The organism is Streptomyces sp. AMJ-169 (genome assembly GCF_055597585.1).
In genome coordinates this window covers 226,950-246,965 of the sequence record NZ_JBVLTJ010000002.1, presented here as the reverse complement: position 1 = coordinate 246,965, position 20,016 = coordinate 226,950, and the positions used below count along the sequence as shown (strand labels likewise).

The window sequence follows — 20,016 nt, the reverse complement described above, 5'->3', positions numbered from 1 at the left end:
ATGCCCGGAACCGACCTGTACAGCCTGCCTGTCGACGGAGTCACGTTCTTCAAGGCGTGCGGGGGCAACACGCACCCCGACGGCGAGTCCTGCGCGACGCTCGCGAAGATCGGCCCGGACGCGTGGGCTCTGGGCGACGGCAAGCGCCCCGACCTGACCCCGTTGCGCTTTACCACCGCCGAACTGGACGCGGCCGGTATCGACCCGGCGCGCTTCGGCCTGTCGGCCTGAGCGGCCGCTCCCCTCGGTGATCGGTCCTGGTCCTTCCCCCGAAGGCTGGGACCGGTCGTAGTTCCCCTGCTCCCGCGGTGAACGGAACGGCAGTTGCACCACCATGGCTATCTGTGGACCGGCTCCAAGCAGCGGTTCGACGACGAGGCGTTGAGACGGCCCCCGCACCCTGATCCGCCTCCGGCTGACGGCAGGCCGGAGCTGGTCCAGCGGCACCGGGAAGTCAGGGCGGAGTTCCCCGTCGTGGACCTCCCGCCGCTCGAAACGGCGTACTGGCTGGTCAAGTCAGGGAACCTGGTTCGGGGCACCTGGGAGGAGCCGAAGGGAGCGGCGTACTGGCTCGGGGAACGGCTCGCTGAGTACGCGCCTCGATTCGCCTCCGATGCGGACCGCGACAGTACGCGGATGGCACTGCTGGCGGACTCCGCTGCCGAACGGCTCGGCCGGGGCGGGGACGTGTCGTACGGCTTCTACCTGGAACGCCCCTTGTTCCTGTCGCTGGCCTTGGTGTGCTGCTCCCGGAACCGGGCCATGCCGGGGCTGGGCTGTCCGGTGAGGTGAGGCAGGCCCCCGGTGTCGGGGGCCTGTGCGGGGTCGCTATGCCGGTATCGGCAGCGCGTGGGCCGCCGTCGCGGCGAGTACGGCGATGAGGGCGGCCACGCTGAGGGCGGTGAGGACGGTCGCCCAGAAGGCTTCGCTGAAGCAGGGGTTGCGGCGGCGCGGGGGCGGGGGCGGGGGTGGCGGTATCACGGGCGGGGGGCACGCCCAGCGTGGTGCGGACCGCTCGATCTGGTCCCGGGTCGGCTGCTTCACTCGGGGTGCGCCTGCTTCAGGTGCCTGCGCAGCAGGACGTTCGCGTCGGTCTCGGCGCTGTAGTCGTGCTCCTCCCGCGCGCTCTTCCTCAGCAGCGCCAGTTCCACGCACCGCTCGCACTCCGGGACCGGGATCGGCGGTGGCAGCGGCGTGTACGTGTGCTCCAACTTCGGCTCCTTCCACGTGAGTTCGTTGCGCGCCTTGACGCTCGCGCTCAGCCGTTCCTGGTCCGTCGGGGCCCGCAGCGCGCTCGGGTCGGCCTGCCACTCGATGCCGCCGCCGAGCGGGCGGAGCATCGCGTATCTCCCGAACTTCGCCTGGAACTCGCCGACCTTGTTGACCGCCGGGTCGTAGAACAGATTTCCCGGTTTCATATGGTTTCGGTCCTTTCGCCCAACATGTGTACGCATCGCGGCAGTTGTACTACTCTGCGTATCTCTGGGTAGTAAGAGGATGACCCAGAACGGCGGCGCGCGCAGCCCCTGCGGGCGGTACGGAAACACTCAGGGCCGGTAATTCAACAGACGGAGGAGGGGAGCGATGCCCCCTAGGCGGACGGTCACCGGACGCAGCAAGGACCCGCGGCAGCGGTTCGCGGAGGAGCTTCGGGCCTTACGGGCGGCGAAGCAGGTCAGTCTGCGGGAGATGGCCGCTGAACTGGGCTGGGACCAGTCGCAGTTCAGCAAGATGGAGAGCGGGAAGAGTCTCGGGGGGCCGGAGATCGTCCAGGATCTCGACACCTACTACGGGACGACGCCGGTGCTGCTGGCGTTGTGGGAGCTGGCGTCCACGGATCTGGGCCAGTTCAGGGTGGAGTACCGGCCGTACATGGAGCTTGAGGCCGAGGCGGTCAGCATGTGGCACTACGCCGCTGCGAACCTGCCTGGTGTTCTTCAAATCCAGGACTACGCCCGTGAGTTCCTCGCGGCAAGCGGTATGGAGGACGAGGAACTGACCACGCAGGTCGATGCCCGTATGGGTCGGCGCGAGCTGCTGGCCGGGGACAGCGCGCCGCGCTTTCGGTCGATCCTCTCGGAGGTGGTGCTGCGCACCTCGATGCGAGACCCCGCCGAGTGGCGCGCGCAGCTGGAGCACTTGTTGCGCATGTCGCAGCGCGGCAACATCACCATCCAAGTGCTGCCGATGTCCGTGGGGTTGCACGCGCTGACGGGCACCGACGTCATGTTCCTGCGTGACGAGGGCGGGAGGACCGTCGCCTGGGTCGAGACCGGGTACACCAGTGAACTCGTAGAAAGAAACGGGGAGGTTGAGCACCTCCAGCTCCGATACGATCTGGTACGCGATTTGGCCCTATCGCCGGACCAATCGCGCCAGTTCATCCGGCAGCTGTTGGAGGAAGTACCGTGCGAGCCATCGACCTGAGCAACGTTTCGTGGCGGAAGAGCAGCTACAGCAACCAGTCTGGCGGCGCGTGCCTTGAGGTCTCCGACGACCTGCTGAGCGGCGCCGACTGGTACAAGAGCAGCTACAGCAACCAGTCCGGCGGTCAGTGCCTTGAAGTCGCCGCGAACATCCCCTCCTTGGTCCCCGTCCGGGACAGCAAGGACCCCTCCGCCGGTGCGCTCGTCTTCACCGTCGACGCGTGGGCGTCCTTCGTCGGGGGCGTCAAGTAGGCGGATCTCCGCGCTGATCGGCCCCGGGGGCGCGTTCCCCGGGGCCGATCGCCGTTTCGCCGTTCAGCGGCCCGCGCTGTCGAGGAGTTGGCGGACGCCCTGGACTTTGTGGTGGGGGGTGTAGCGGGGTGTGAGGTCGGTGATCTGGCGGACGCAGCGGGTGGCGCCGATGTGCTGGGCGAGGGTGAGTGCCTGGTGGGCGGTGGCGGCGCTGTGGTCGATCTCGCCCTGGGTGAGGAGGGTCTCGGCTTCGTAGGTGAGGAAGACGGCCTGGGTTTTGGCGCGGGTGATGGGCAGGAGGGTCACGCCCTGGGTGATCTGGTGGAGGGCGGGGCGGGTTTCGCCGAGGTCGATGAGGCAGCGGCCGGTGTCGACGGCGAGGTCGGCGTGGCTCATCCAGGCGCACCAGGCCGGTGGGGTGGTGCGGGCGGTGTCGAGGGTGTGTTCGGCGGCGTCGAGGGCGCGTCGGCAGGCGCGGGCTTCGCCGTTCATGGCGAGGGCGCGGGCTTTGCGGAGGTGGAGGAGGGAGCGGGCGGTGGGGTCCTGGGTGCGGGTGAGGGCGTGGTCGAGGACGTGGAGGGCGGGGGTGGGCCGGCCGAGCCAGATGCTCTGGTAGGCGAGGTCGGCGAGGATGCCGGCGCCGCGGTCGGTGTCGCGGGCCTGGTGGGCGGCGTGGAGGGCGGCGCTCCAGTAGTGGCCGGCGGCGGTGTGGTCCTCGTGGTCGAAGCGGTGCCAGCCGATGGTCTGGGCGAGGGAGGAGGCCAGGACGTGCAGGCGGGTGCCGGTGGGTTCGTCGTGGCCGCCTTGTTCGAGGAGGCCGAGGACGGTGTCGTAGTAGCTGTCGAGGAGCTGGGCGGTGTACTGGCGGTCGGCGGTGGCCATGGTGGTGAGGTGGTGGGCGCTGGTCTCCAGCCAGGTGATGAACTCCGGTGCGACGGCGCGGCCTTGGGAGGCGGTGGTGGCGGGGGCGGGGGCGGGGGCGAGGGTGGCCCACTGCTGGGCGAGGGCCGTGAGGGCGGCGGGGGCGAGTCCGATGAGGGTGCGGCGGTTGAGCATGGTGCGGCGTCGGGCCTCTCTGAGAGCGGCGACCGTGGCCCCGGTGCCGAGGGGGAAGGGCGCTTCGTTGCCGGGCAGCCAGTACGGCCAGTCCAGCGTGGTGACGCGGTCCTCACCGATGCCGAGGGCGTCGGCGATGAGGAGCTGGTACCAGGGGTCCGGCGGGCGGGCGCCGGGCCGTTCCCATACGGAGATCTGCTGTTTGGTCGTACCGGCTCTGCGGTCGCGGCGGCGTGCCGCCTGCTTGATCCCTTCGGCGAGGTCCGTCTGGGACAGGCCGTGCAGGGACCGGGCGATCACGAGCGGGTGCCGGGGTGTCGCGTCCACGCGTCCATCACAGCACCGCGAGGCCCGCCCGGGGGCTGGAACGGCGGGGGTCGCATGACCCCCGCATGACCTTCGAACGCTGGTTCCCCCAGCGGGAGTTGGGCTGTACTTCACCTTCCCGGGCCGGCCGGCCCGGGGCAGTCCGGAGCGGATCGGGGACCCGACGTGAGTGATGACGTGGTGACGGCGGTCGCGGTGAGCGGCGCGGACAACACCGGCAAGACGAAACAGCTGGGCGTCCTCGCCCGCCGGATCGGCCCCGCCGCGGTGCTGAGCGGACCGCTGGACGCGCACGACGAGCGGTGGACGGCCGTCAAGGAGGGCGGCATGGGTGCCTGGTGGTTCGAGACCGGCGCCATGCAGGAGGTCGCGGACGTCCTGGCCTCCTCCTACCTGCGGCGTTCCCTGCACGGCGGCGGGGCGGAGCTGCGGCTGACGGACCGGGGGATCCCGATGCTGGAGGCGTCCGTGGCCGCGACCGCCGCGGTGCGCGAACACCTCACCCCCGAGCGGGCCGCCGAGCGGGCGCGCGCCCTTTTACGGCCGTACGCGCGGGAGTTGAAGGCCGCGGAGGCCGGCGAGTACGGGATCGTGCTGCTGCACCACGAGGACCCGGCCACCGGCGCCGCCCGGGCGCTGTCCCACGAGGCGAGCGTGACGCCCGTCTACGCCGGCTACCAGCACCACCTGCACCGGCAGATCCACCGTCTGGTCGCCGACGGGCGGTTCGACGAGGTCGTCGTCGTGGACGGCCGTCCCGTCGTCGCGGTCCAGGACGACCTGCGCCGCCGCCTCCACCCGCGCGCCGCGCTCGTACCGGCCGGATGCCTGCCCGGTGTCCGGGTGGTCGCGCTCGGCGGGATGTCCGAGAGCGGCAAGAGCACCGCCGGCGAGTACCTGCGCACCCGTCACCGGCACGCCCGGCTGAAGATCGGCTACCTGGTCGAGGAGGCCGCCCACCGTGCGGGCGCCGGCGATCCGTACGCGCTCGCGCCCGTCGTCCGCGCCGAACTCGTCCTGGACGGCCTGGACCGCTACGCGCACGCGCATCACTTCCTCGACCGCGTCACCCTGGAGTCGTTGCACGAGTACGACACGGCCGTGGAGCTGCGGCGTATGCTCGGCGATCAGCTGGTCATCGCCTACCTCGACACGGCGCCGGGGCTTCGGGCCCGGCGCGGGACGGCGGGCCCGCAGGACGTGACGCTGAGGGACGCGGTGAAGGCGGCCCGGGGCGCGGAGCGGATCGCCGGCATCGCCGATGTCACGGTCGACAACAACGGCTCGCGCCTGGCACTGGAGCGTCGCCTCGACCGGATCACCCTGGACGCCGCCTGGCCCTCTGTCGTCCCGGCGACCGCGCCGGTCAACGCGCTCGGACTGCCCGTGGCGCTGGAAGCGTTCCTGACCGCGCTGCTGCACCGCACCACCGGCGGGCCCGACCCGCTGATCGACCTGCTCGCGGTCACCGGCAGCGGCGCCCGCGGCAAGTACCAGCACGGCTGGTCCGACCTCGACGTGTTCGTCGTCGCCGACCCCGGCCGCACCACCGCGCTGCACCAGGCCCTCGCGGCGGTCCAGGGCGAACTCGGCGAGGTCAGGCTCGGCCTGACCGTCCTGAGCAGGGCCGAGTGCCGCGCCGGCGCGGTCACCTCCCGGCTGCTGCACGTCCTGACCCTCCTGGGCACCGGCTCGCTCCAGCCGCTGTGGGCCCGCCCCGGCCTGACGATCCCCGCCCCGCCGCCGGCCGACGACGTCTCCTCCAGCCTCGAAGCCGGCGTCCAGTCCGCCGTCGAGATCCGCCGCCAGCTCCTCAAAGGCGCCCCGGACCTGCGCGCCCTGTTCAAGGTCACGGCGCTGCTGGCCAAGGCCCTGCTGCGGTTCGACGGCGTCGAGAAGGCCGGGGACACCGAAGCCCTGGACCACCTCCTCACGCAACACGGCTCCGGCCGGCCGCACGACGTGTCCGTGTGCGACGCCCGCACGGACCGGGCCGCCGCGCAGAAGCTGGCGCAGCTCGTCCTGGACCGCTGGCTGGCCACCATCCCGCCCGCCGAGACCGCCGCATGACCGCCCCCGCCTTCCACAAGCCCCTTCCCGCCACACGGGCGGACGCCGAGGAACTCGGCCGGCTCCAGATCGCCGGCCACCTCCAGACCCCCGCCCTCCTCGGCCGCGACCGCGACGGGCTCGTCTTCGAGGACGTCTTCGCCTCCGGCCGCTGCCGCCTCCTGCTGGGCGACCTCATCGCCCTCGCCGACCACGGCCGCGTCCCCGCCCGCGACGTGGCCGCCCTCGTCGACGCCGTCTGCGACGACCTGGCCGGCACCGCCGCACGCACCGGCCGCACCACGGCCCTGTCCGCGTGCGTGCCCGCCCTCTACGCCGGCCGCATCCGCCCCGGCGGACGCGTCGACACCTGGTACCTGCGGCGAAACCTCACGGTCCCCGACACGCACACCGGTGAGCCCATTCCCGTCCGTGACCTCACCGGTTTCACCGTGACGGTCAACGGCACCCCGCCGCTCCCGCTCGACGTGCCCGCCGCCATCGACGCCGCCCGCCAGGCGCTGCACCCCGGCAGCCGGTGGCGCTCCGCGCTCACCCAGGGCGACCCCACCGAGCCCAACATCGCCTCCAGCGGCGCCGGCGCGTGCTGGCTCGACTTCGAGCACGCCGGACGCAACGCCCTGGCCGGGGAGATCGCCAACCTCCTGTGGTACCTCCTCGCGCTCGGCGGCTGGCTCGTCCCCGTCTACCAGCCCGACGTCTACGCCCGCACCCTCCCGCTCCACCTCCCCCCGCCCGCCACACCCGCCGTCGGACACAGTGAACTGTCCCTGCGTCACCGGCACTTGGACCTGCACCACACCTGGCCCGCAGGCCCTGGCCGCCGCGCCGCCCTCACCCGGCTGCTGGCCCGCGTCAGCGGCGACCTCGGCGACGCCGCCGGACTTCCCCCCGCCGACCGCCGGCTCCCCGCCCTCGGCCCCTTCCTCACCCTCCGCGTCCTCGGCGTCCTTCCACCCCACCGGCTCACCACCGCCGACCTGCTGCTGCTCCTGGCCAGACTCGCCCAGGCCCAGCGCCTCGCCGACGGCGCCCCGTTCACCCACACCGACCCGCCGACTCCCGTGGAGGCCCCGTGACCGCCCCTCTCCTCGATCCGCCGCTCACCGCCCGCCCGCTCCAGGGCCGCACCGCCCTCGTCACCGGCGCCGCGACCGGCATCGGAGCGGCCACCGCCCGGGCCCTCGCGGGCGCCGGCGCCACACTCGCCGCCGCCCACTTCGCCCAGCACGACCAGGTGCACGCCGTCCTCGACGACATCCGCCGCCTCGGCTCCGACGGCATCGAGATCAGCGCCGATCTGACCGACCCGGACGCGGCCCACCCGATGGTCAGCCAGATCACCAGCGAGATCGGCCCCGTGGACATCCTCGTCAACTGCGCCGGCGCCTACCCCCGCATCACCTGGGACGACACCGACGAAACCGCCTGGGCCCACGCACTCGACGTCAACCTGACCCTGCACTACCGCACCACCCACGCCGTCACCCCCTCGATGATCCGCCGCCGCTGGGGACGCGTCATCAACATCTCCAGCGTCAACGCCCGCGCCGGACGCCCCGGCCTGACCGCTTACAGCAGCGCCAAAGCCGGACTCATCGGCCTCACCCGCTCCCTGGCCAGGGAACTCGGACCCCACGGCATCTGCGTGAACACCGTCCTGCCCGGAGCCATCCAGACCGACGCCGAACACACCCTGCCCGCCCGCCACCGCACCCACCCCGACGCCCAGATCGCCCGCCAGTGCGTCCCCCGACGCGGCCAGCCCGAAGACGTCGCCGCCGCCATCGCCTTCCTCGCCGGCCCGCCCGCGTCATTCATCACCGGCCAGTCGTTGCACATCGACGGCGGCTGGCTCCTCCACTGACCCGCCCATCCCAAGACACCCAGGAGAACCCCGTGAAACAACGCGTACGCGCCGTCCTGATCACCCCCGCCGGCACCCTGCTCCTGATGAAACGCATCCGCCCCGGCATCGCCCCCTACTGGGTCGTCATCGGAGGCGGCATCGAGGACAGCGACACCGGCCACGAGGACGCCCTCCAACGCGAGATCCGCGAGGAGATCGCCGGTGACGCCGACATCGTCCGCCTGCTCCACCAGACGGAGAACGCCAAGGGCGAAACCGAATACTTCTACCTCGCCCGCATCCGCACCTGGAACTTCGCCGACCGCAGCGGCCCCGAGTTCCAGCGCGACGACCGCGGCGAATACATCCTCGACGAGATCCCCCTCACCCACGAAGCCCTCGACACCCTCAACCTCCTGCCCGAAGAGATCACCACGCTCCTGCACGAAGCCCTCGACCGGGGCGACCTCCGCAGCCGGTGAGAATAGGGGCATGAGCGACGCAGAAGCCATGCCGGACTGGGAGAAGCGGTTCAGGGCGCCCCGGGTGTCCCTGCCTGAGTGGGCCGAGGACGCGCCGGAGCGTTCTCTGTTCGTGTCCAATGCCACGGGGACCTATGAGCTGTACGCGTGGGATCGCGGCAGCGGGCGGCAGCGGCAGGTCACCGAGCGGGCGAACGGGACGACGGACGGGGTGCTGTCGCCGGACGGGGCCTGGATCTGGTGGTTCGACGACAAGGACGGGGACGAGTTCGGGGTCTGGCGGCGCCAACCCTTCGACGGGGGCGAGGACTTGACCGCCGCCCCGGGACTCGGGCCCTCGTACCCGTCGGGGCTCGCGCTCGGGCGGGACGGGCGTACCGCCGTCGTCGGGCGCTCCACCGACGAGGACGGGACCAGCATCCATGTCGTCGTCGAGGGCGAGGCGCCGCGCGAGGTCTACCGGCACCGCGAGTCCGCCGGCGTCGGCGACCTCTCGCACGACGGGACCCTGATCGCCGTCGAGCACACCGAGCACGGCGACGCGATGCACTCCGCGCTGCGGGTCCTGCGCCTGGACGGGACGACGGTCGCCGAACTCGACGACACCCGGCGCGGCGAGGACGAACTCGGCCTGGAAGTCCTGGGGTTCGCGCCCGTCGACGGGGACACGCGGCTGCTCGTCGGGCATCAGCGGCGCGGCCGGTGGGAGCCGCTGGTGTGGGACGTCGCCTCCGGCGCGGAGACCGAGCTGGTGCTCGACCTGCCGGGGGACGTCAGCGCGGAGTGGTGCCCGGACGGTTCCGCGCTGCTCGTCGCGCACAGCTTCGAGGCGCGCAGCGAACTGTTCCGCTATCACCTAGGGGACGGTTCCCTGGAGCGGATCGCGACCCCGTCAGGGACGGTCTCGGGGGCGACCGCCCGGCCCGACGGCAGTGTCGAGTACCTGTGGTCGTCGGCCGCCGAGCCGCCGGCCGTCCGCTCCACGACCGGTGAAGTCGTCCTCGATCCACCGGGGCCCAAGTCCCCGGCCTCGGTCGCGGTGGAGGACGTGTGGGTCGAGGGGCCCGGCGGCCGGGTGCACGCGCTGGTCCAGCGCCCCCTAGGGGTCAACGGGCCCCTCCCGACCGTGTTCGACATCCACGGCGGCCCCACCTGGCACGACAGCGACGCCTTCGCCGCCGGACCCGCCGCCTGGGTCGACCACGGGTACGCCGTCATCAGGGTCAACTACCGGGGCTCCACCGGATACGGCCGCGACTGGACCGACGCCCTCAAGGTGCGCGTCGGCCTCATCGAGCTGGAGGACATCGCGGCCGTCCGCGCATGGGCGGTCTCCTCCGGGCTCGCCGACCCCAACCGGCTTGTCCTGACCGGCGGTTCGTGGGGCGGCTACCTCACCCTCCTCGGCCTCGGCACCCAGCCCGAGCTCTGGTCGCTGGGCATCGCGGCGGTGCCGGTCGCGGACTACGTCACGGCGTACCACGACGAGATGGAGGCCCTGAAGGCGATGGACCGCACCCTCCTAGGGGGAACCCCCGAGGAGGTCCCGGAGCGGTACGCCGCCTCGTCGCCCCTGACGTACGTCGACGCGGTGAAGGCCCCCGTCTACATCTCGGCCGGCGTCAACGACCCGCGCTGCCCGATCCGCCAGGTCGACAACTATGTGCGCCGGCTGGAGGAGCGGGGCGCGGCGCACGAGGTGTACCGGTACGACGCCGGGCACGGATCGCTGGTCGTGGACGAGCGGATCAAACAAGTTCGCCTTGAACTTGAGTTCGCGCAGCGGTACTTGGGAGAATGAGGACCACTTGAGAGCGCCGGTTTCGAGGCCCGGCGCTCTCAAGGTCCTTGTGTTCAGGCCCTGTTGCGCGGCCGGCGGCTTGTTCAGGCCCCGTTGCGCGGCCGGCCGCGCAGGAGTTCCGCGAGGCCCCGCCGGGTCGCCGCGAGGATCACCCGGTCCGTGGGCCGCAGGACGCGGTCCGGCGGCAGGTCCCAGCTGAGGCCCGTGCCGGTGTCGAGGGCGAGCGCCCGCCAGTGGCCGGGGCGGAACGCCTCGCGCAGCGTGCGGTTCTCCAACTCCGGGTGCCCGCCCGCCTCCAGAGCCGCGAAGAGCAGCACACGCCGCTCGACCGGGATCGCGCCCAGGATCTGACGGCCCATCATCGCCCCGGCGAACGCGGGCGCCGCGAGGTGGGTGACGCTGCGGCTGCGGGTCTGCGCGTGCGGGTGCGCGGCGCGCAGGGTGCGGAAGACGGCGGTCGCGAAGTCGTCGTCGTACAGCCGCAGCACGGCCCGCAGATCGGGGCGGACCGCGCGGGCGGACAGGACGGCTTCGAGGTTGGTGGTGTCGGAGCTGGTGACGGCGAGCAGGGCGTGGGCGCGGTGGATCTTCGCGGCCTCCAGGACGCCGTCCTGGGTGACATCCCCTAGGACGACCGGTACCCGCAGCCGCCGGGCGACGGCGAGTCCGCGCGCCTCCGGGACCGACTCCACGCACACCACAGGGATGTTCAGCTCCCGCAGCCGGATCAGCACCCGCGTACCGACCTTGCCGAGACCGAGCAGGACGACGTGCCCCCCGAGTCCCCTAGGGGGCTTACGGAGTCCACCCGCCGTGCGGAAGGTGCCCAGCGCTTCGAGGACCGCCGCGAGGAGCACCGGCAGCAGCAGCAACCCCATGAGCCCGGACAGGAGTTGGAGTATCTGCCGGATCAGCGGGGCGCCGATCGCCGGGTCGTTGATCGCGAACAGGTCCAGCAGCGTCAGATACAGCGCCCCTAGGGGATGGATCCCGGTCGCCAGCCACAAGGTGACCGCGAGCGCGAACACGCACCCCACGAGCCCCGCGAGCGACCACCGCAGCCGCCGCGAGAACAGCGACGCGACAGGCGCGACGAGCCCGGCCCCGCGCCCCGCCGAGGTGCTCCCGGACGCGTACGACACCTGCTCCAGAACCACCGTCCCCCGCCCCGGCGCCGCGCTCACCTCGCCTGCGTCCGGCAGGAGTTGGGGCCCCTGCTCGCCGTTGCCCTCGCTGTCGGAGAGCAGCGCGAGCGTCGCGAGCCCGGGGCTGCGGCCCGCCGTCTCGCCGTGCCGCTCGACCGCCCGCAGCAGCAGCCCGTCGGTCTGTACGACCTTGGTGGTGCCGGTGATGCCGGCGGCGGCCAGCGCGGGGGCGGCCGTGTCGGCGTCGGACAGGACCGTCGTCGTACCGGCCTCCCCGGCGCCCGCGAGGGCCGCCGACTGATCGAGGAGGGCCTCGATGTGCTGGCCGAGCTTGCGGTTGTACAGCCGCAGGACCAGGCGCAGGCGGGGGTTGAGGCGGCGGGCGGTGAGGGCGGCGCGGATGTTGGTCTCGTCGTCCTCGTACACCAGGGCGAGGGCCGCCGCGCGTTCAACTCCCGCCTCGGACAGGACCTGTTCGGTCGCCTCGGCGGCCTCCAGGACGGTTCCGTCGGCGGCGGGCGGGGCGGGCGGCGGTGAACTTCCGTTGCCTGTCCCGGAGTTGCCCGAACTCCCGTTGCCGGACGCCCTGTTGACGGCCGCGTTCACCATCCGGTCCAGCAGCGCCGCCGACACCGCGCGGGCCCGGCCGACGACCGGGGGGCGCACGGTGCGCCGGTCGGGCGGGACGACGAGGGTGACCTGTTCGCCGTAGACGCCGCGCAGTTCGGCGGCCAGCCGGTGGGCCAGCCCGTCGTCGCCGCACACCACCATGTGCGCCTCGGCGCGGGTGCTCGCCGGTCTGGCCGGATTCGGTACGGTCGCCACGAGGGGAAAGACTGCCTCAAGAGGGTGCGTGGTTCCAGCAACTGGTTGAACGGGCGGGGGGTTTGTGTCGTATGGGGGGCTGTGACCATCACTGTCGGCGCGGACGAGACAACTGAGACCCCTAGGTCCCCTAAGGGTCCGGCGTCCCCTAAGGGCCCTACGTCCCCTAAGGGGCCCAGGGTCAACTCCTCCCTCCTCTTCGTGCTCGCCCTGCTTCTGCTGACCCTGTTCCAGGCGCCGGTCCGGCGGGCGCTGTCGGCGCCGGTGATGCAGAGCTGGACGACCGTGTTCGTGGCCGTCGTCGTGCAGGCGCTGCCGTTCCTGGTGCTCGGGGTGCTGCTGTCGGCGGCGCTCGCGGTGTACGTGCCGCCGTCGTTCTTCGCGCGGGCGCTGCCGAAGCGGCCGGCGCTCGCGGTGCCGGTCGCGGGGGTCGCCGGGGTCGTGCTGCCGGGGTGCGAGTGCGCGTCGGTGCCGGTGGCGGGGGCGCTGGTGGGGCGCGGGGTGACGCCGGCGGCGGCGCTGGCGTTCCTGCTGTCGGCGCCGGCGATCAATCCGATCGTGCTGGCCGCCACCGCCGTCGCGTTCCCGCGCGACCCGGAGATGGTCGTCGCCCGGTTCGTCGCCAGTTTGCTGGTCGCATGTGCGATGGGGTGGCTGTGGCTCCGGCTCGGCCGTACCGATCTGCTGAAAGTCCCGGCGCACCGCGCGCACGCCGGGCGGACGAAGGGGGCCGCGTTCTGGGACGCGGTGCGGCACGACGTGATGCACGCGGGCGGCTTCCTCGTCGTGGGTGCGATGGCGGCGGCCACGCTGAAGGCCGTCGCGCCGGAGAGCTGGCTGCGAACTGCCGCCGAGAATCCGGTCGTTGCGGTGCTCGCGCTGGCCGTGCTCGCCGTCGTGCTGTCCATCTGCTCGGAGGCCGACGCGTTCGTCGCCGCCTCGCTGTCGCAGTTCTCGCTGACCGCCCGGCTGGTGTTCCTCGTGGTGGGCCCGATGATCGACCTGAAGCTCTTCGCGATGCAGGCCGGGACGTTCGGGCGGGCCTTCGCACTCCGGTTCGCACCCGCGACGTTCGTGCTGGCCATTGTCATCTCGGTACTAGTCGGGACGGTGCTCCTGTGAATCGCCAGACCCAGTCGGCCGTCCTGTTCCTGCTCGGCGCGACGATGCTGCACGCCGGGAGCACGGATCTCTATCTCCGGTACGTGAAGGCCGGGTTGCAGCCGTTGCTGTTGGCGGCGGGGGTGGTGTTGGTTGTCGCGGCGGGGGCGGCTTGGTGGTATGGGCGGGGGGCGGGGGCGGCGTCGGGGGCGGTGGGGGCCGGAGTGGGGGCGGCATCGGGGGCGGCGGGGGCCGGGGCGGCGTCGGAGGCGGGGGTTCCGGTGTCCGATGAGCGTGACGGCCACGCCCACGCCCAGGTCCACGGCGACGCCGGTCACGCTCCCGCCCACGGCGACGACGCCCACGTACACGTACACCGCGAACCCCGCGTCGCCTGGCTGCTGATCCTCCCCCTCCTCGCCCTGATCCTCGTCGCCCCGCCCGCGCTCGGCTCGTACAGCGCGAACCGGACCGGTACGGCGCTCCAAGAGCCCGTCGCCTACGGGAAGTTGCCCGCGACGGGAACGCTGCGGCTGGCGCTCGTCGACTACGCCGGGCGGGCGGTGTACGACAAGGGGCGTACGCTGCAAGGCCGTTCGGTGCAGATCGCCGGGTTCGTCGCGCTCGGCGCGGACGGGACGCCGTATCTCGTCCGCATGGCGCTGAGTTGCTGCGCGGCCGACGCCCAGCCGGTGAAGGTCGCGCTGGAGGGGGCGATCCCGCCGGTGCTCCAGCCGGACACGTGGCTGCTGGTGACCGGTTCGTACAGCGCGCGCCGCACGAAGGACCCCGTCAACGACGGCCCGATCCCGTACCTGCACGTGACTTCGGCCCGGCCGGTGGCTGAGCCGAAGGATCCGTACGACGAGACGTGGAACAGCTGAAGTCCTTTGGGGGCGAGGGGAGTTCGGCTCCCGTTGGTGGGGGCGGCCCTGGGGCGGGGCGAGCCTCAGGCTGGCGGCGCTTCTGAAGGGGGGCCGGCCTCAGCTCGGCGGAGCCTCTGAAGGCGGCCGGCCTCAGATCGGCGTGAGCCAGGCCGGGCCGCCCCCGGGCCCCCCGGGACCGCCCCCCCCGGGACCGCCCCCCCGGGACCGCCCCCCCGGGACCGCCCCCCGGATCAGCCCCCCCTGGATCAGCCCCCCCCGGACCAGCGCCCCCGAATCAGCGCCCCCCTCAAATCAACGGCGGCTCATCCCCCCGCCTCCGCACCCTGCGGACCAGCGCCGCCCCCGCGATCGCCGCCACCCCGATCAAGCCGGCCCCGATGTACAGCGTCCGCTTGGGTACGCCGAACCAGCCCAGTTCGGCGGCACCCTTAGGGGAGGTGCCGGGGACGGTGGCCGTGTCCGTCCCGTACGGGTCGTAGGGGTCGGGGGTGGTGCGGGGGTCGTGCGACGGGCGCAGGGAGAAGGGGGGCACCTCACCGGGGACGTGGCCGTGGCCGTGCCCGGGGTCCGAGGGGTGCGTGGGGTGATGGTGGCCCGAAGGTTTGCCGGGCTCGGCCCAAGGGGCGTCCGGGTCGTACCCAGTGGGGTATTCGCCGGGGAGGAACCCTAGGGGCGGCTCAGGGTGGTGATGGCCCGGTGCCTCGCCCGGATACTCCCCGGGGAGTTCCCCTACGGGCTTGCCGGGCAGCTCCCCGGAGGTTCCGCCGGGGACCTGCGGATGGCCCGGCGCCTCCCCCGGCGCCTCCCCCGGAACCTGCCCCTGAGGCCGGTCAGGGACCTCGTCGTTCCCGACCCCTGGGGGCAGACCCTGATCCGGCCCGACCGCCATCGGCACCGGCGTCGGAATGTTGAGCGCGGTCGACGGCTCGGCCGGCGCCGCCGCGACGCCGAAGCGCAGCAGACTGCGTGCCCTGAGGACGGGCGGTTCGAGCAGCTTGCCCTTGCGGTCGAGCGTGCGGGTGCGGTCGCTGCCCTCGGCGAGCCCCTCGCTGACGTGGGCGCCGGGGTCGAGCCGCAGCTTCGCCGTGCAGCGCACGGTCTGTCCGGGCCTGATCCGGCGCAAAGTCGCCGCGCCCTCCGCGCAGTTGACGCCGCGCGGGGCGAGCTGGCGGTCGGTGATGCGGGTGCCGTGGACGGTCAGGTTGCCGGTGTTGACGAGGGCGTAGCGGACGTCGACGCGGGCCGGGCCGTGCGAGGTGGCGGGGTCGGTGACCGTCGCGGTCTGCCGCAGGGTGAGGGTGCCCCCTACACCGGCGTACCCGGAGCGCGCCTTGGCCCTTACGGGAGAGTGCAGGTAGGGGATGGTCCCTACGGCAGTGGCGTGCGCGACGCGGGCGCCCTTCTCGGCGTGGCCCTCGGCGGTGCAGGTGGTGGTGGCGAGCCCGGGCAGCAGCCGCAGCCGGCCCGAGCCCGCGCCGCCGGGGCACACGATCCGGGCGCCCTTCATGCCGGGGTCGCTGACGGCGATGTCGTGGATGTCGGCGCCGCCCTTGTTGACCAGGCGGTACTCCTTGACGACCGGGTGCCCGGTGCGGATACCGGGGCTGACGGCGCCGACACCCTCGCGTTTGTTGACGATCACCCGCAGCTCAAGCCCCCGCTTGCCGGTGCCGTCGGCGGGCAGACCCGCCCCGGAGAGGCCGGCCGCCGGTGCGGGCCAGCAGGCGCCGAGTGCGGCGCAGAGGACGACGAGCCGTACGACGGTCCGCCGGGCCAGGGCTCCGGCGGTGAGGCGGCCGGGGCGCAGGGGAGGTCGGATGATCATGATCGTGATGATCATTACGTCGGCCTGCGGGAACGGGCGCGGCACGCGCGGCGGACGTCATATGGCCGCATGGATTCACCCCACTCTCTCGGGGGGCGCCCGGAGGGGGTTGAGACCGGGTAACCCAGCAGGGAAATCAAGGGAGTTGGACTCGCGGGTGCCGCCGTTCGGGGTGCGCGGCGGCGGCCCCGGACGGATACGGCGTCCGGGGTGGCCGCTTTCCGACGTGTCGCCCCGGCGTCCGGAACCCCCCCGCCCGACCGGAGGTGACGCTACGTCAGACGAGTGGCGGACCTCGGACGTCGGATCGTCTGATCGGATGCTGATCATCCCGGCGTCGCGGACGCGCCGACGTGTCGGTCCGCGATCGCCCGGCGGAACCGGTTACATGCCGAGCACCTTTCCCCCCTCGGTTCCCAGGAGGCCCCGTTGGCGTCGAGCAAGAAGGCCCTGAAGGTGTGCGGCGCCGCCGCGACGGCCGCCACGGTGGTGGCCGTCGCGCTGACCGCGACCCTGAGTACCGGCCCTGAGACGCCTCAGGGTGACGCCAAGCCGCCCGCCCCCGAGCCGGAGGTCAGGGTCGGCGCCAGACCGGCCGCCGGACCCGGAGCCGACCCGGACGCCCCCGTCCTGGTGACCCTTAGGGGACTGGGCCAGCTCACCGACGTCACCGTCAGGGACGACGCCGGCCACCGCGTCGGCGGCCGGCTCGACCCGTCCGCGCGGGTGTGGCACAGCACCGGACCCCTGCGCGCCGAGACCCACTACACGGCGGAGGTCAGCACCGAGCCACAGCGCCAACGGGCCGTGTACCGCACGGAGTTCACGACCGCGCGCCCGCGTGAGGAGGCGCTGCGGATCACCCTGGGACCCCGGCCGGGTATCCCCTACGGGACCGGCGCCGAGGGAGCGGGCGCGCGCGCCGGCGTCGTAGGCATCGGCGGGGTGGGCACCTACGGGGTCGGGCAGGTCATCACCGCTCACCTCAGCCGGCCCGTCCCCCGTGAGAGCCGGGCCTATCTGGAGGAGCACTTGCGGGTCAGCTCCGTTCCGGCGGCCGGGGACGGGGCCTGGTACTGGGTCGACGACACGACGCTGCACTACCGGCCGCGCCACTTCTGGCCCGCGCACGCCGTGATCGACGTACGCGCCGACGCCCTGGCCGGGCTGCGGCTGGGCAAGGATCTCAGGGTCGCCCCCGTGCCACCCCTACGGGTGCGGACCGGCGCCCGGGTCGAGGCCGTCGTCGACGCGGCGGCCCGCCGGATGAGCGTGCTGCGCGACGAGACGACCCTCAGGGTCATCCCCGTGACCACGGGTAAGCCCGGCTACCGTACCCGGGCGGGTATCAAGGTCGTCCTCGACAAGCAGTCCACGCTGCGGATGCGCAGCGACACCATCGGCATCCCGTCGGACACCGTCGAGTCGTACGACCTGCCCGTCCGGTACGCGATCCGGATCACCCGCAGCGGGGAGTATCTGCACGCCGCGCCCTGGGCGACCTCCTCGTTCGGGGAGCGGGACGTCAGCCATGGGTGCGTCGGGATGAGCGACGAGGACGCGGCCTGGCTGTTCCGGGTGCTGGGCGAGGGGGACGTCACGCGGACCGTCGGCACCGAGGGGCCCCGAATGCCGCCGTTCAGCAACGGAGTCGGCGACTGGAACCTGGAGTGGGGGGAGTGGGTGAAGGGGAGCGCGCTGGCGGCGCGGGGGCGGGAGCAGGAGCCGCCGGGCCCGCTCTTTATGCCTTCTTAACGTCTACCGGCATCAACCACCCACCGAACACTGCCGAATTCCGGCAATGCGCCGGTCCGCGCGCCCGGGCCACGATGACCTCACCTTCGCTTCCCGTCTCAAGGACGTGCTCCATGGGTGTCATCGCTGTGCTGGCCGTCGTGGCCCTGATCCTTCTGATCGCGGCTCTCTTTCTCATGTCCCGGCTGTTCCGAAAAGTCGAGCAGGGCAAGGCGCTGATCGTCTCCAAGATGCGCAAGGTCGATGTGACGTTCACCGGACAGGTCGTGCTGCCGGTGCTGCACAAGGCCGAGACGATGGACATCTCGGTGAAGGCGATCGAGATCACCCGGGCCGGGAAAGAGGGCCTGATCTGCAAGGACAACATCCGCGCCGATATCCGGATCTCGTTCTTCGTCAAGGTCAACAAGACGGTCGAGGACGTCGTCAAGGTCGCCCAGGCGGTCGGCACGGCACGGGCGAGCGACCAGAAGACGCTCCAGGAACTGTTCCACGCGAAGTTCTCCGAGGCCCTCAAGACGGTCGGCAAGCAGCTCGACTTCACCGACCTCTACACCAAACGCGAAGAACTGCGGTACCGGATCATCGAGGTCATCGGCGTCGACCTCAACGGCTACCACCTGGAGGACGCGGCGATCGACTACCTGGAGCAGACGCCGCTCACCCAGCTCGACCCGGCGAACGTCCTGGACGCCCAAGGCATCCGGAAAATCACCGAGTTGACGGCCGTCGAGCACGTCCGCACCAACGAGGCGCAGCGCACCGAGGAGAAGGAGATCACCCGGCAGAACGTCGACGCCCGCGAGGCCATCCTGGAGCTGGAGCGGCGGCAGGCGGACGCGGAGATCAAGCAGCGCCGGGAGATCGAGACGTCGCGGGCGCGCGAGGAGGCGGAGACCGCGCGGGTCGTCGAGGAGGAACGGCTGCGTGCCCAGGGGGCGTTCCTGCGCACCGAGGAGCAACTCGGCGTGCAGCGCGAGAACCAGGCCCGCGAGGTCGCCGTGGCCGCGAAGAACCGCGAGCGGGTCATCGCCGTCGAGAACGAGCGCATCGAGAAGGACCGGATGCTGGAGGTCATCGCGCGCGAGCGGGAGACCCAGCTGACGCGGATCGCCGCCGACAAGGAGGTCGAGGCGGAGCGCCGCGACATCGCCGAAGTCGTGCGCGAGCGGATCGCGGTGGACCGCACGGTCGCCGAACAGGAGGAAGCCATCAAGCGGTTGCGGGCTGTGGAGGAGGCCGAGCGGGAGCGGCAGACCGTCGTCATCGCCGCCGAGGCCGAGGCACAGGAGCGGCTCGTCAAGGACATCAAGGCCGCAGAAGCCGCCGAGGCGGCGGCAGTTCACCGCGCCGCCGAGGAACTCACCCTGGCCGAGGCCCGGTTGAAGAGCGCCGACCTCGACGCGCAGGCCAAGCTGCGGCTCGCGGAGGGCATCCAGGCCGAGGCCGCCGCCGAAGGGCTCGCCGCCGTGCAGGTGCGCGACAAGGAGGCCGAGGTCATCGAGAAGGCCGGGCGCGCCGAGGCCGAGGCGACACAGGCCCGGATGCGCGCCGAGGCGGAGGGCGCCCGCGCGACCGCCCTGGCCCGCGCGGAGGGCGCCGAGGCGCAGGCCCTCGCCGACGCCAAGGCCATCGGCGAGAAGCTGAAGGCCGAGGCCGCCGGGCTCACCGACAAGGCCGCCGCGCTGGCCGCCCTCGACGAGGCCTCCCGCACCCACGAGGAGTACCGGCTGCGGATCCAGACCGAGAAGGAGATCAGGCTCGCCGGACTCGACGTCCAGCGGCAGGTCGCCGAGGCCCAAGCGACCGTACTGGCCAAGGGACTTGAGAACGCGGACATCGACATCGTCGGCGGCGACTCGGTCTTCTTCGACCGGCTGGTCGGCGCGATCTCGCTCGGCAAGAGCGTCGACGGGTTCGTCCAACACTCCGACACCGCGCAGGCGTTGACGGCCTCCTGGCTCGACGGCAGCTCCTCCTTCACCGACGACCTGACCACCGCGCTCGGCTCGGTCAGCGCCGCCGACGTCCAACACCTCACAGTCTCCGCCCTGTTGACCAAGCTGATGAAGTCCGGCGCCACCGACCCCGAGCAGCTCAAGCAGCTCCTCGCCGGTGCCGGCGCGCTGAACGGCTCGGCCAAGGGCTGACGGACCAGCGGGACGCCGCAGCTGCCGCGCGGGGGGCAGCAGCTGCGGGGTCCCGCTTCTTCGCT

The 20,016-nt window shown here is 72.5% G+C and carries 18 protein-coding genes; 13 read left to right on the top strand and 5 right to left on the bottom strand.

All coding sequences use genetic code 11. The features are described from left to right. Positions 1 to 231, top strand: a complete 231-nt coding sequence (locus ACYUD3_RS05665; protein ID WP_470964584.1) for a DUF397 domain-containing protein — start codon at positions 1 to 3, stop codon at positions 229 to 231. A 93-nt stretch (positions 232 to 324) separates the two neighbouring features. Next, positions 325 to 792 carry a hypothetical protein gene (locus ACYUD3_RS05660; protein WP_470964581.1) on the top strand — a complete coding sequence of 156 codons (468 nt, stop codon included), beginning with the start codon at positions 325 to 327 and terminating at the stop codon, positions 790 to 792. Positions 793 to 828: 36 nt separating this feature from the next. Here the strand turns inward: ACYUD3_RS05660 and ACYUD3_RS05655 are convergent, their stop codons facing one another. After that, positions 829 to 1,044 (bottom strand): hypothetical protein, encoded by a 216-nt coding sequence (locus tag ACYUD3_RS05655; RefSeq protein WP_470964578.1) that lies wholly within the window; start codon positions 1,042 to 1,044, stop codon positions 829 to 831. Then, complete coding sequence (locus ACYUD3_RS05650; RefSeq protein WP_470964575.1) at positions 1,041 to 1,418, bottom strand: hypothetical protein; 378 nt, start codon at positions 1,416 to 1,418, stop codon at positions 1,041 to 1,043. Before ACYUD3_RS05650 ends, ACYUD3_RS05655 begins: the two co-directional genes overlap by 4 nt. A gap of 166 nt (positions 1,419 to 1,584) precedes the next feature. Between ACYUD3_RS05650 and ACYUD3_RS05645 the strand changes: the two genes are divergently transcribed. Both ACYUD3_RS05645 and ACYUD3_RS05640 read left to right on the top strand, forming a co-directional pair. Next, entirely contained in the window at positions 1,585 to 2,427 is an 843-nt protein-coding gene (locus ACYUD3_RS05645; RefSeq protein ID WP_470964572.1) for a helix-turn-helix domain-containing protein, read from the top strand. After that, the gene (locus tag ACYUD3_RS05640; RefSeq protein ID WP_470964569.1) at positions 2,409 to 2,678 is read left to right on the top strand and encodes a DUF397 domain-containing protein; all 270 of its coding nucleotides are present in this window, start codon (positions 2,409 to 2,411) and stop codon (positions 2,676 to 2,678) included. Before ACYUD3_RS05645 ends, ACYUD3_RS05640 begins: the two co-directional genes overlap by 19 nt. Before the next feature lie 63 nt (positions 2,679 to 2,741). Here the strand turns inward: ACYUD3_RS05640 and ACYUD3_RS05635 are convergent, their stop codons facing one another. Beyond that, positions 2,742 to 4,061, bottom strand: coding sequence for a helix-turn-helix transcriptional regulator (locus tag ACYUD3_RS05635; protein ID WP_470964566.1), 1,320 nt, complete (start codon positions 4,059 to 4,061; stop codon positions 2,742 to 2,744). A gap of 165 nt (positions 4,062 to 4,226) precedes the next feature. Here ACYUD3_RS05635 and ACYUD3_RS05630 point away from each other — a divergent pair, with 165 nt between their 5' ends. From ACYUD3_RS05630 to ACYUD3_RS05610, 5 genes are read left to right on the top strand one after another with little or no spacing between them, the layout of a single operon-like run. Further along, positions 4,227 to 6,131, top strand: coding sequence for a nucleotidyltransferase domain-containing protein (locus ACYUD3_RS05630; protein WP_470964563.1), 1,905 nt, complete (start codon positions 4,227 to 4,229; stop codon positions 6,129 to 6,131). Then, a complete protein-coding gene (locus ACYUD3_RS05625; protein ID WP_470964560.1) occupies positions 6,128 to 7,210 on the top strand; it encodes a hypothetical protein in 1,083 nt (360 codons plus the stop codon). Before ACYUD3_RS05630 ends, ACYUD3_RS05625 begins: the two co-directional genes overlap by 4 nt. After that, positions 7,207 to 7,998 carry an SDR family NAD(P)-dependent oxidoreductase gene (locus tag ACYUD3_RS05620; RefSeq protein ID WP_470964557.1) on the top strand — a complete coding sequence of 264 codons (792 nt, stop codon included), beginning with the start codon at positions 7,207 to 7,209 and terminating at the stop codon, positions 7,996 to 7,998. Before ACYUD3_RS05625 ends, ACYUD3_RS05620 begins: the two co-directional genes overlap by 4 nt. Positions 7,999 to 8,030: 32 nt before the next feature. Beyond that, complete coding sequence (locus tag ACYUD3_RS05615) at positions 8,031 to 8,462, top strand: NUDIX hydrolase (protein WP_470964554.1); 432 nt, start codon at positions 8,031 to 8,033, stop codon at positions 8,460 to 8,462. Positions 8,463 to 8,472: 10 nt separating this feature from the next. After that, positions 8,473 to 10,263 (top strand): S9 family peptidase, encoded by a 1,791-nt coding sequence (locus tag ACYUD3_RS05610; protein WP_470964551.1) that lies wholly within the window; start codon positions 8,473 to 8,475, stop codon positions 10,261 to 10,263. A gap of 83 nt (positions 10,264 to 10,346) precedes the next feature. On the opposite strand, the gene ACYUD3_RS05605 is transcribed toward ACYUD3_RS05610, so the two are convergent. Next, the gene (locus ACYUD3_RS05605; protein ID WP_470966021.1) at positions 10,347 to 12,179 is read right to left on the bottom strand and encodes an NAD-binding protein; all 1,833 of its coding nucleotides are present in this window, start codon (positions 12,177 to 12,179) and stop codon (positions 10,347 to 10,349) included. 135 nt (positions 12,180 to 12,314) lie between these two features. Here ACYUD3_RS05605 and ACYUD3_RS05600 point away from each other — a divergent pair, with 135 nt between their 5' ends. Both ACYUD3_RS05600 and ACYUD3_RS05595 read left to right on the top strand, forming a co-directional pair. Beyond that, on the top strand, positions 12,315 to 13,355 hold the full coding sequence (locus tag ACYUD3_RS05600; protein ID WP_470964548.1) for a permease: 1,041 nt from the start codon (positions 12,315 to 12,317) through the stop codon (positions 13,353 to 13,355). Further along, a complete protein-coding gene (locus ACYUD3_RS05595) occupies positions 13,352 to 14,218 on the top strand; it encodes a TIGR03943 family putative permease subunit (protein ID WP_470964545.1) in 867 nt (288 codons plus the stop codon). The genes ACYUD3_RS05600 and ACYUD3_RS05595 overlap by 4 nt, the downstream gene beginning before the upstream one ends. A 289-nt stretch (positions 14,219 to 14,507) precedes the next feature. Here the strand turns inward: ACYUD3_RS05595 and ACYUD3_RS05590 are convergent, their stop codons facing one another. Beyond that, positions 14,508 to 16,046: a hypothetical protein gene (locus ACYUD3_RS05590; RefSeq protein ID WP_470964543.1), complete on the bottom strand. Its 1,539-nt coding sequence runs from the start codon at positions 16,044 to 16,046 to the stop codon at positions 14,508 to 14,510. 429 nt (positions 16,047 to 16,475) lie between these two features. Here ACYUD3_RS05590 and ACYUD3_RS05585 point away from each other — a divergent pair, with 429 nt between their 5' ends. After that, a complete protein-coding gene (locus ACYUD3_RS05585) occupies positions 16,476 to 17,801 on the top strand; it encodes a L,D-transpeptidase (RefSeq protein WP_470964540.1) in 1,326 nt (441 codons plus the stop codon). 113 nt (positions 17,802 to 17,914) lie between these two features. Then, complete coding sequence (locus ACYUD3_RS05580) at positions 17,915 to 19,951, top strand: flotillin family protein (RefSeq protein ID WP_470964537.1); 2,037 nt, start codon at positions 17,915 to 17,917, stop codon at positions 19,949 to 19,951. Positions 19,952 to 20,016: the final 65 nt, after the last annotated feature.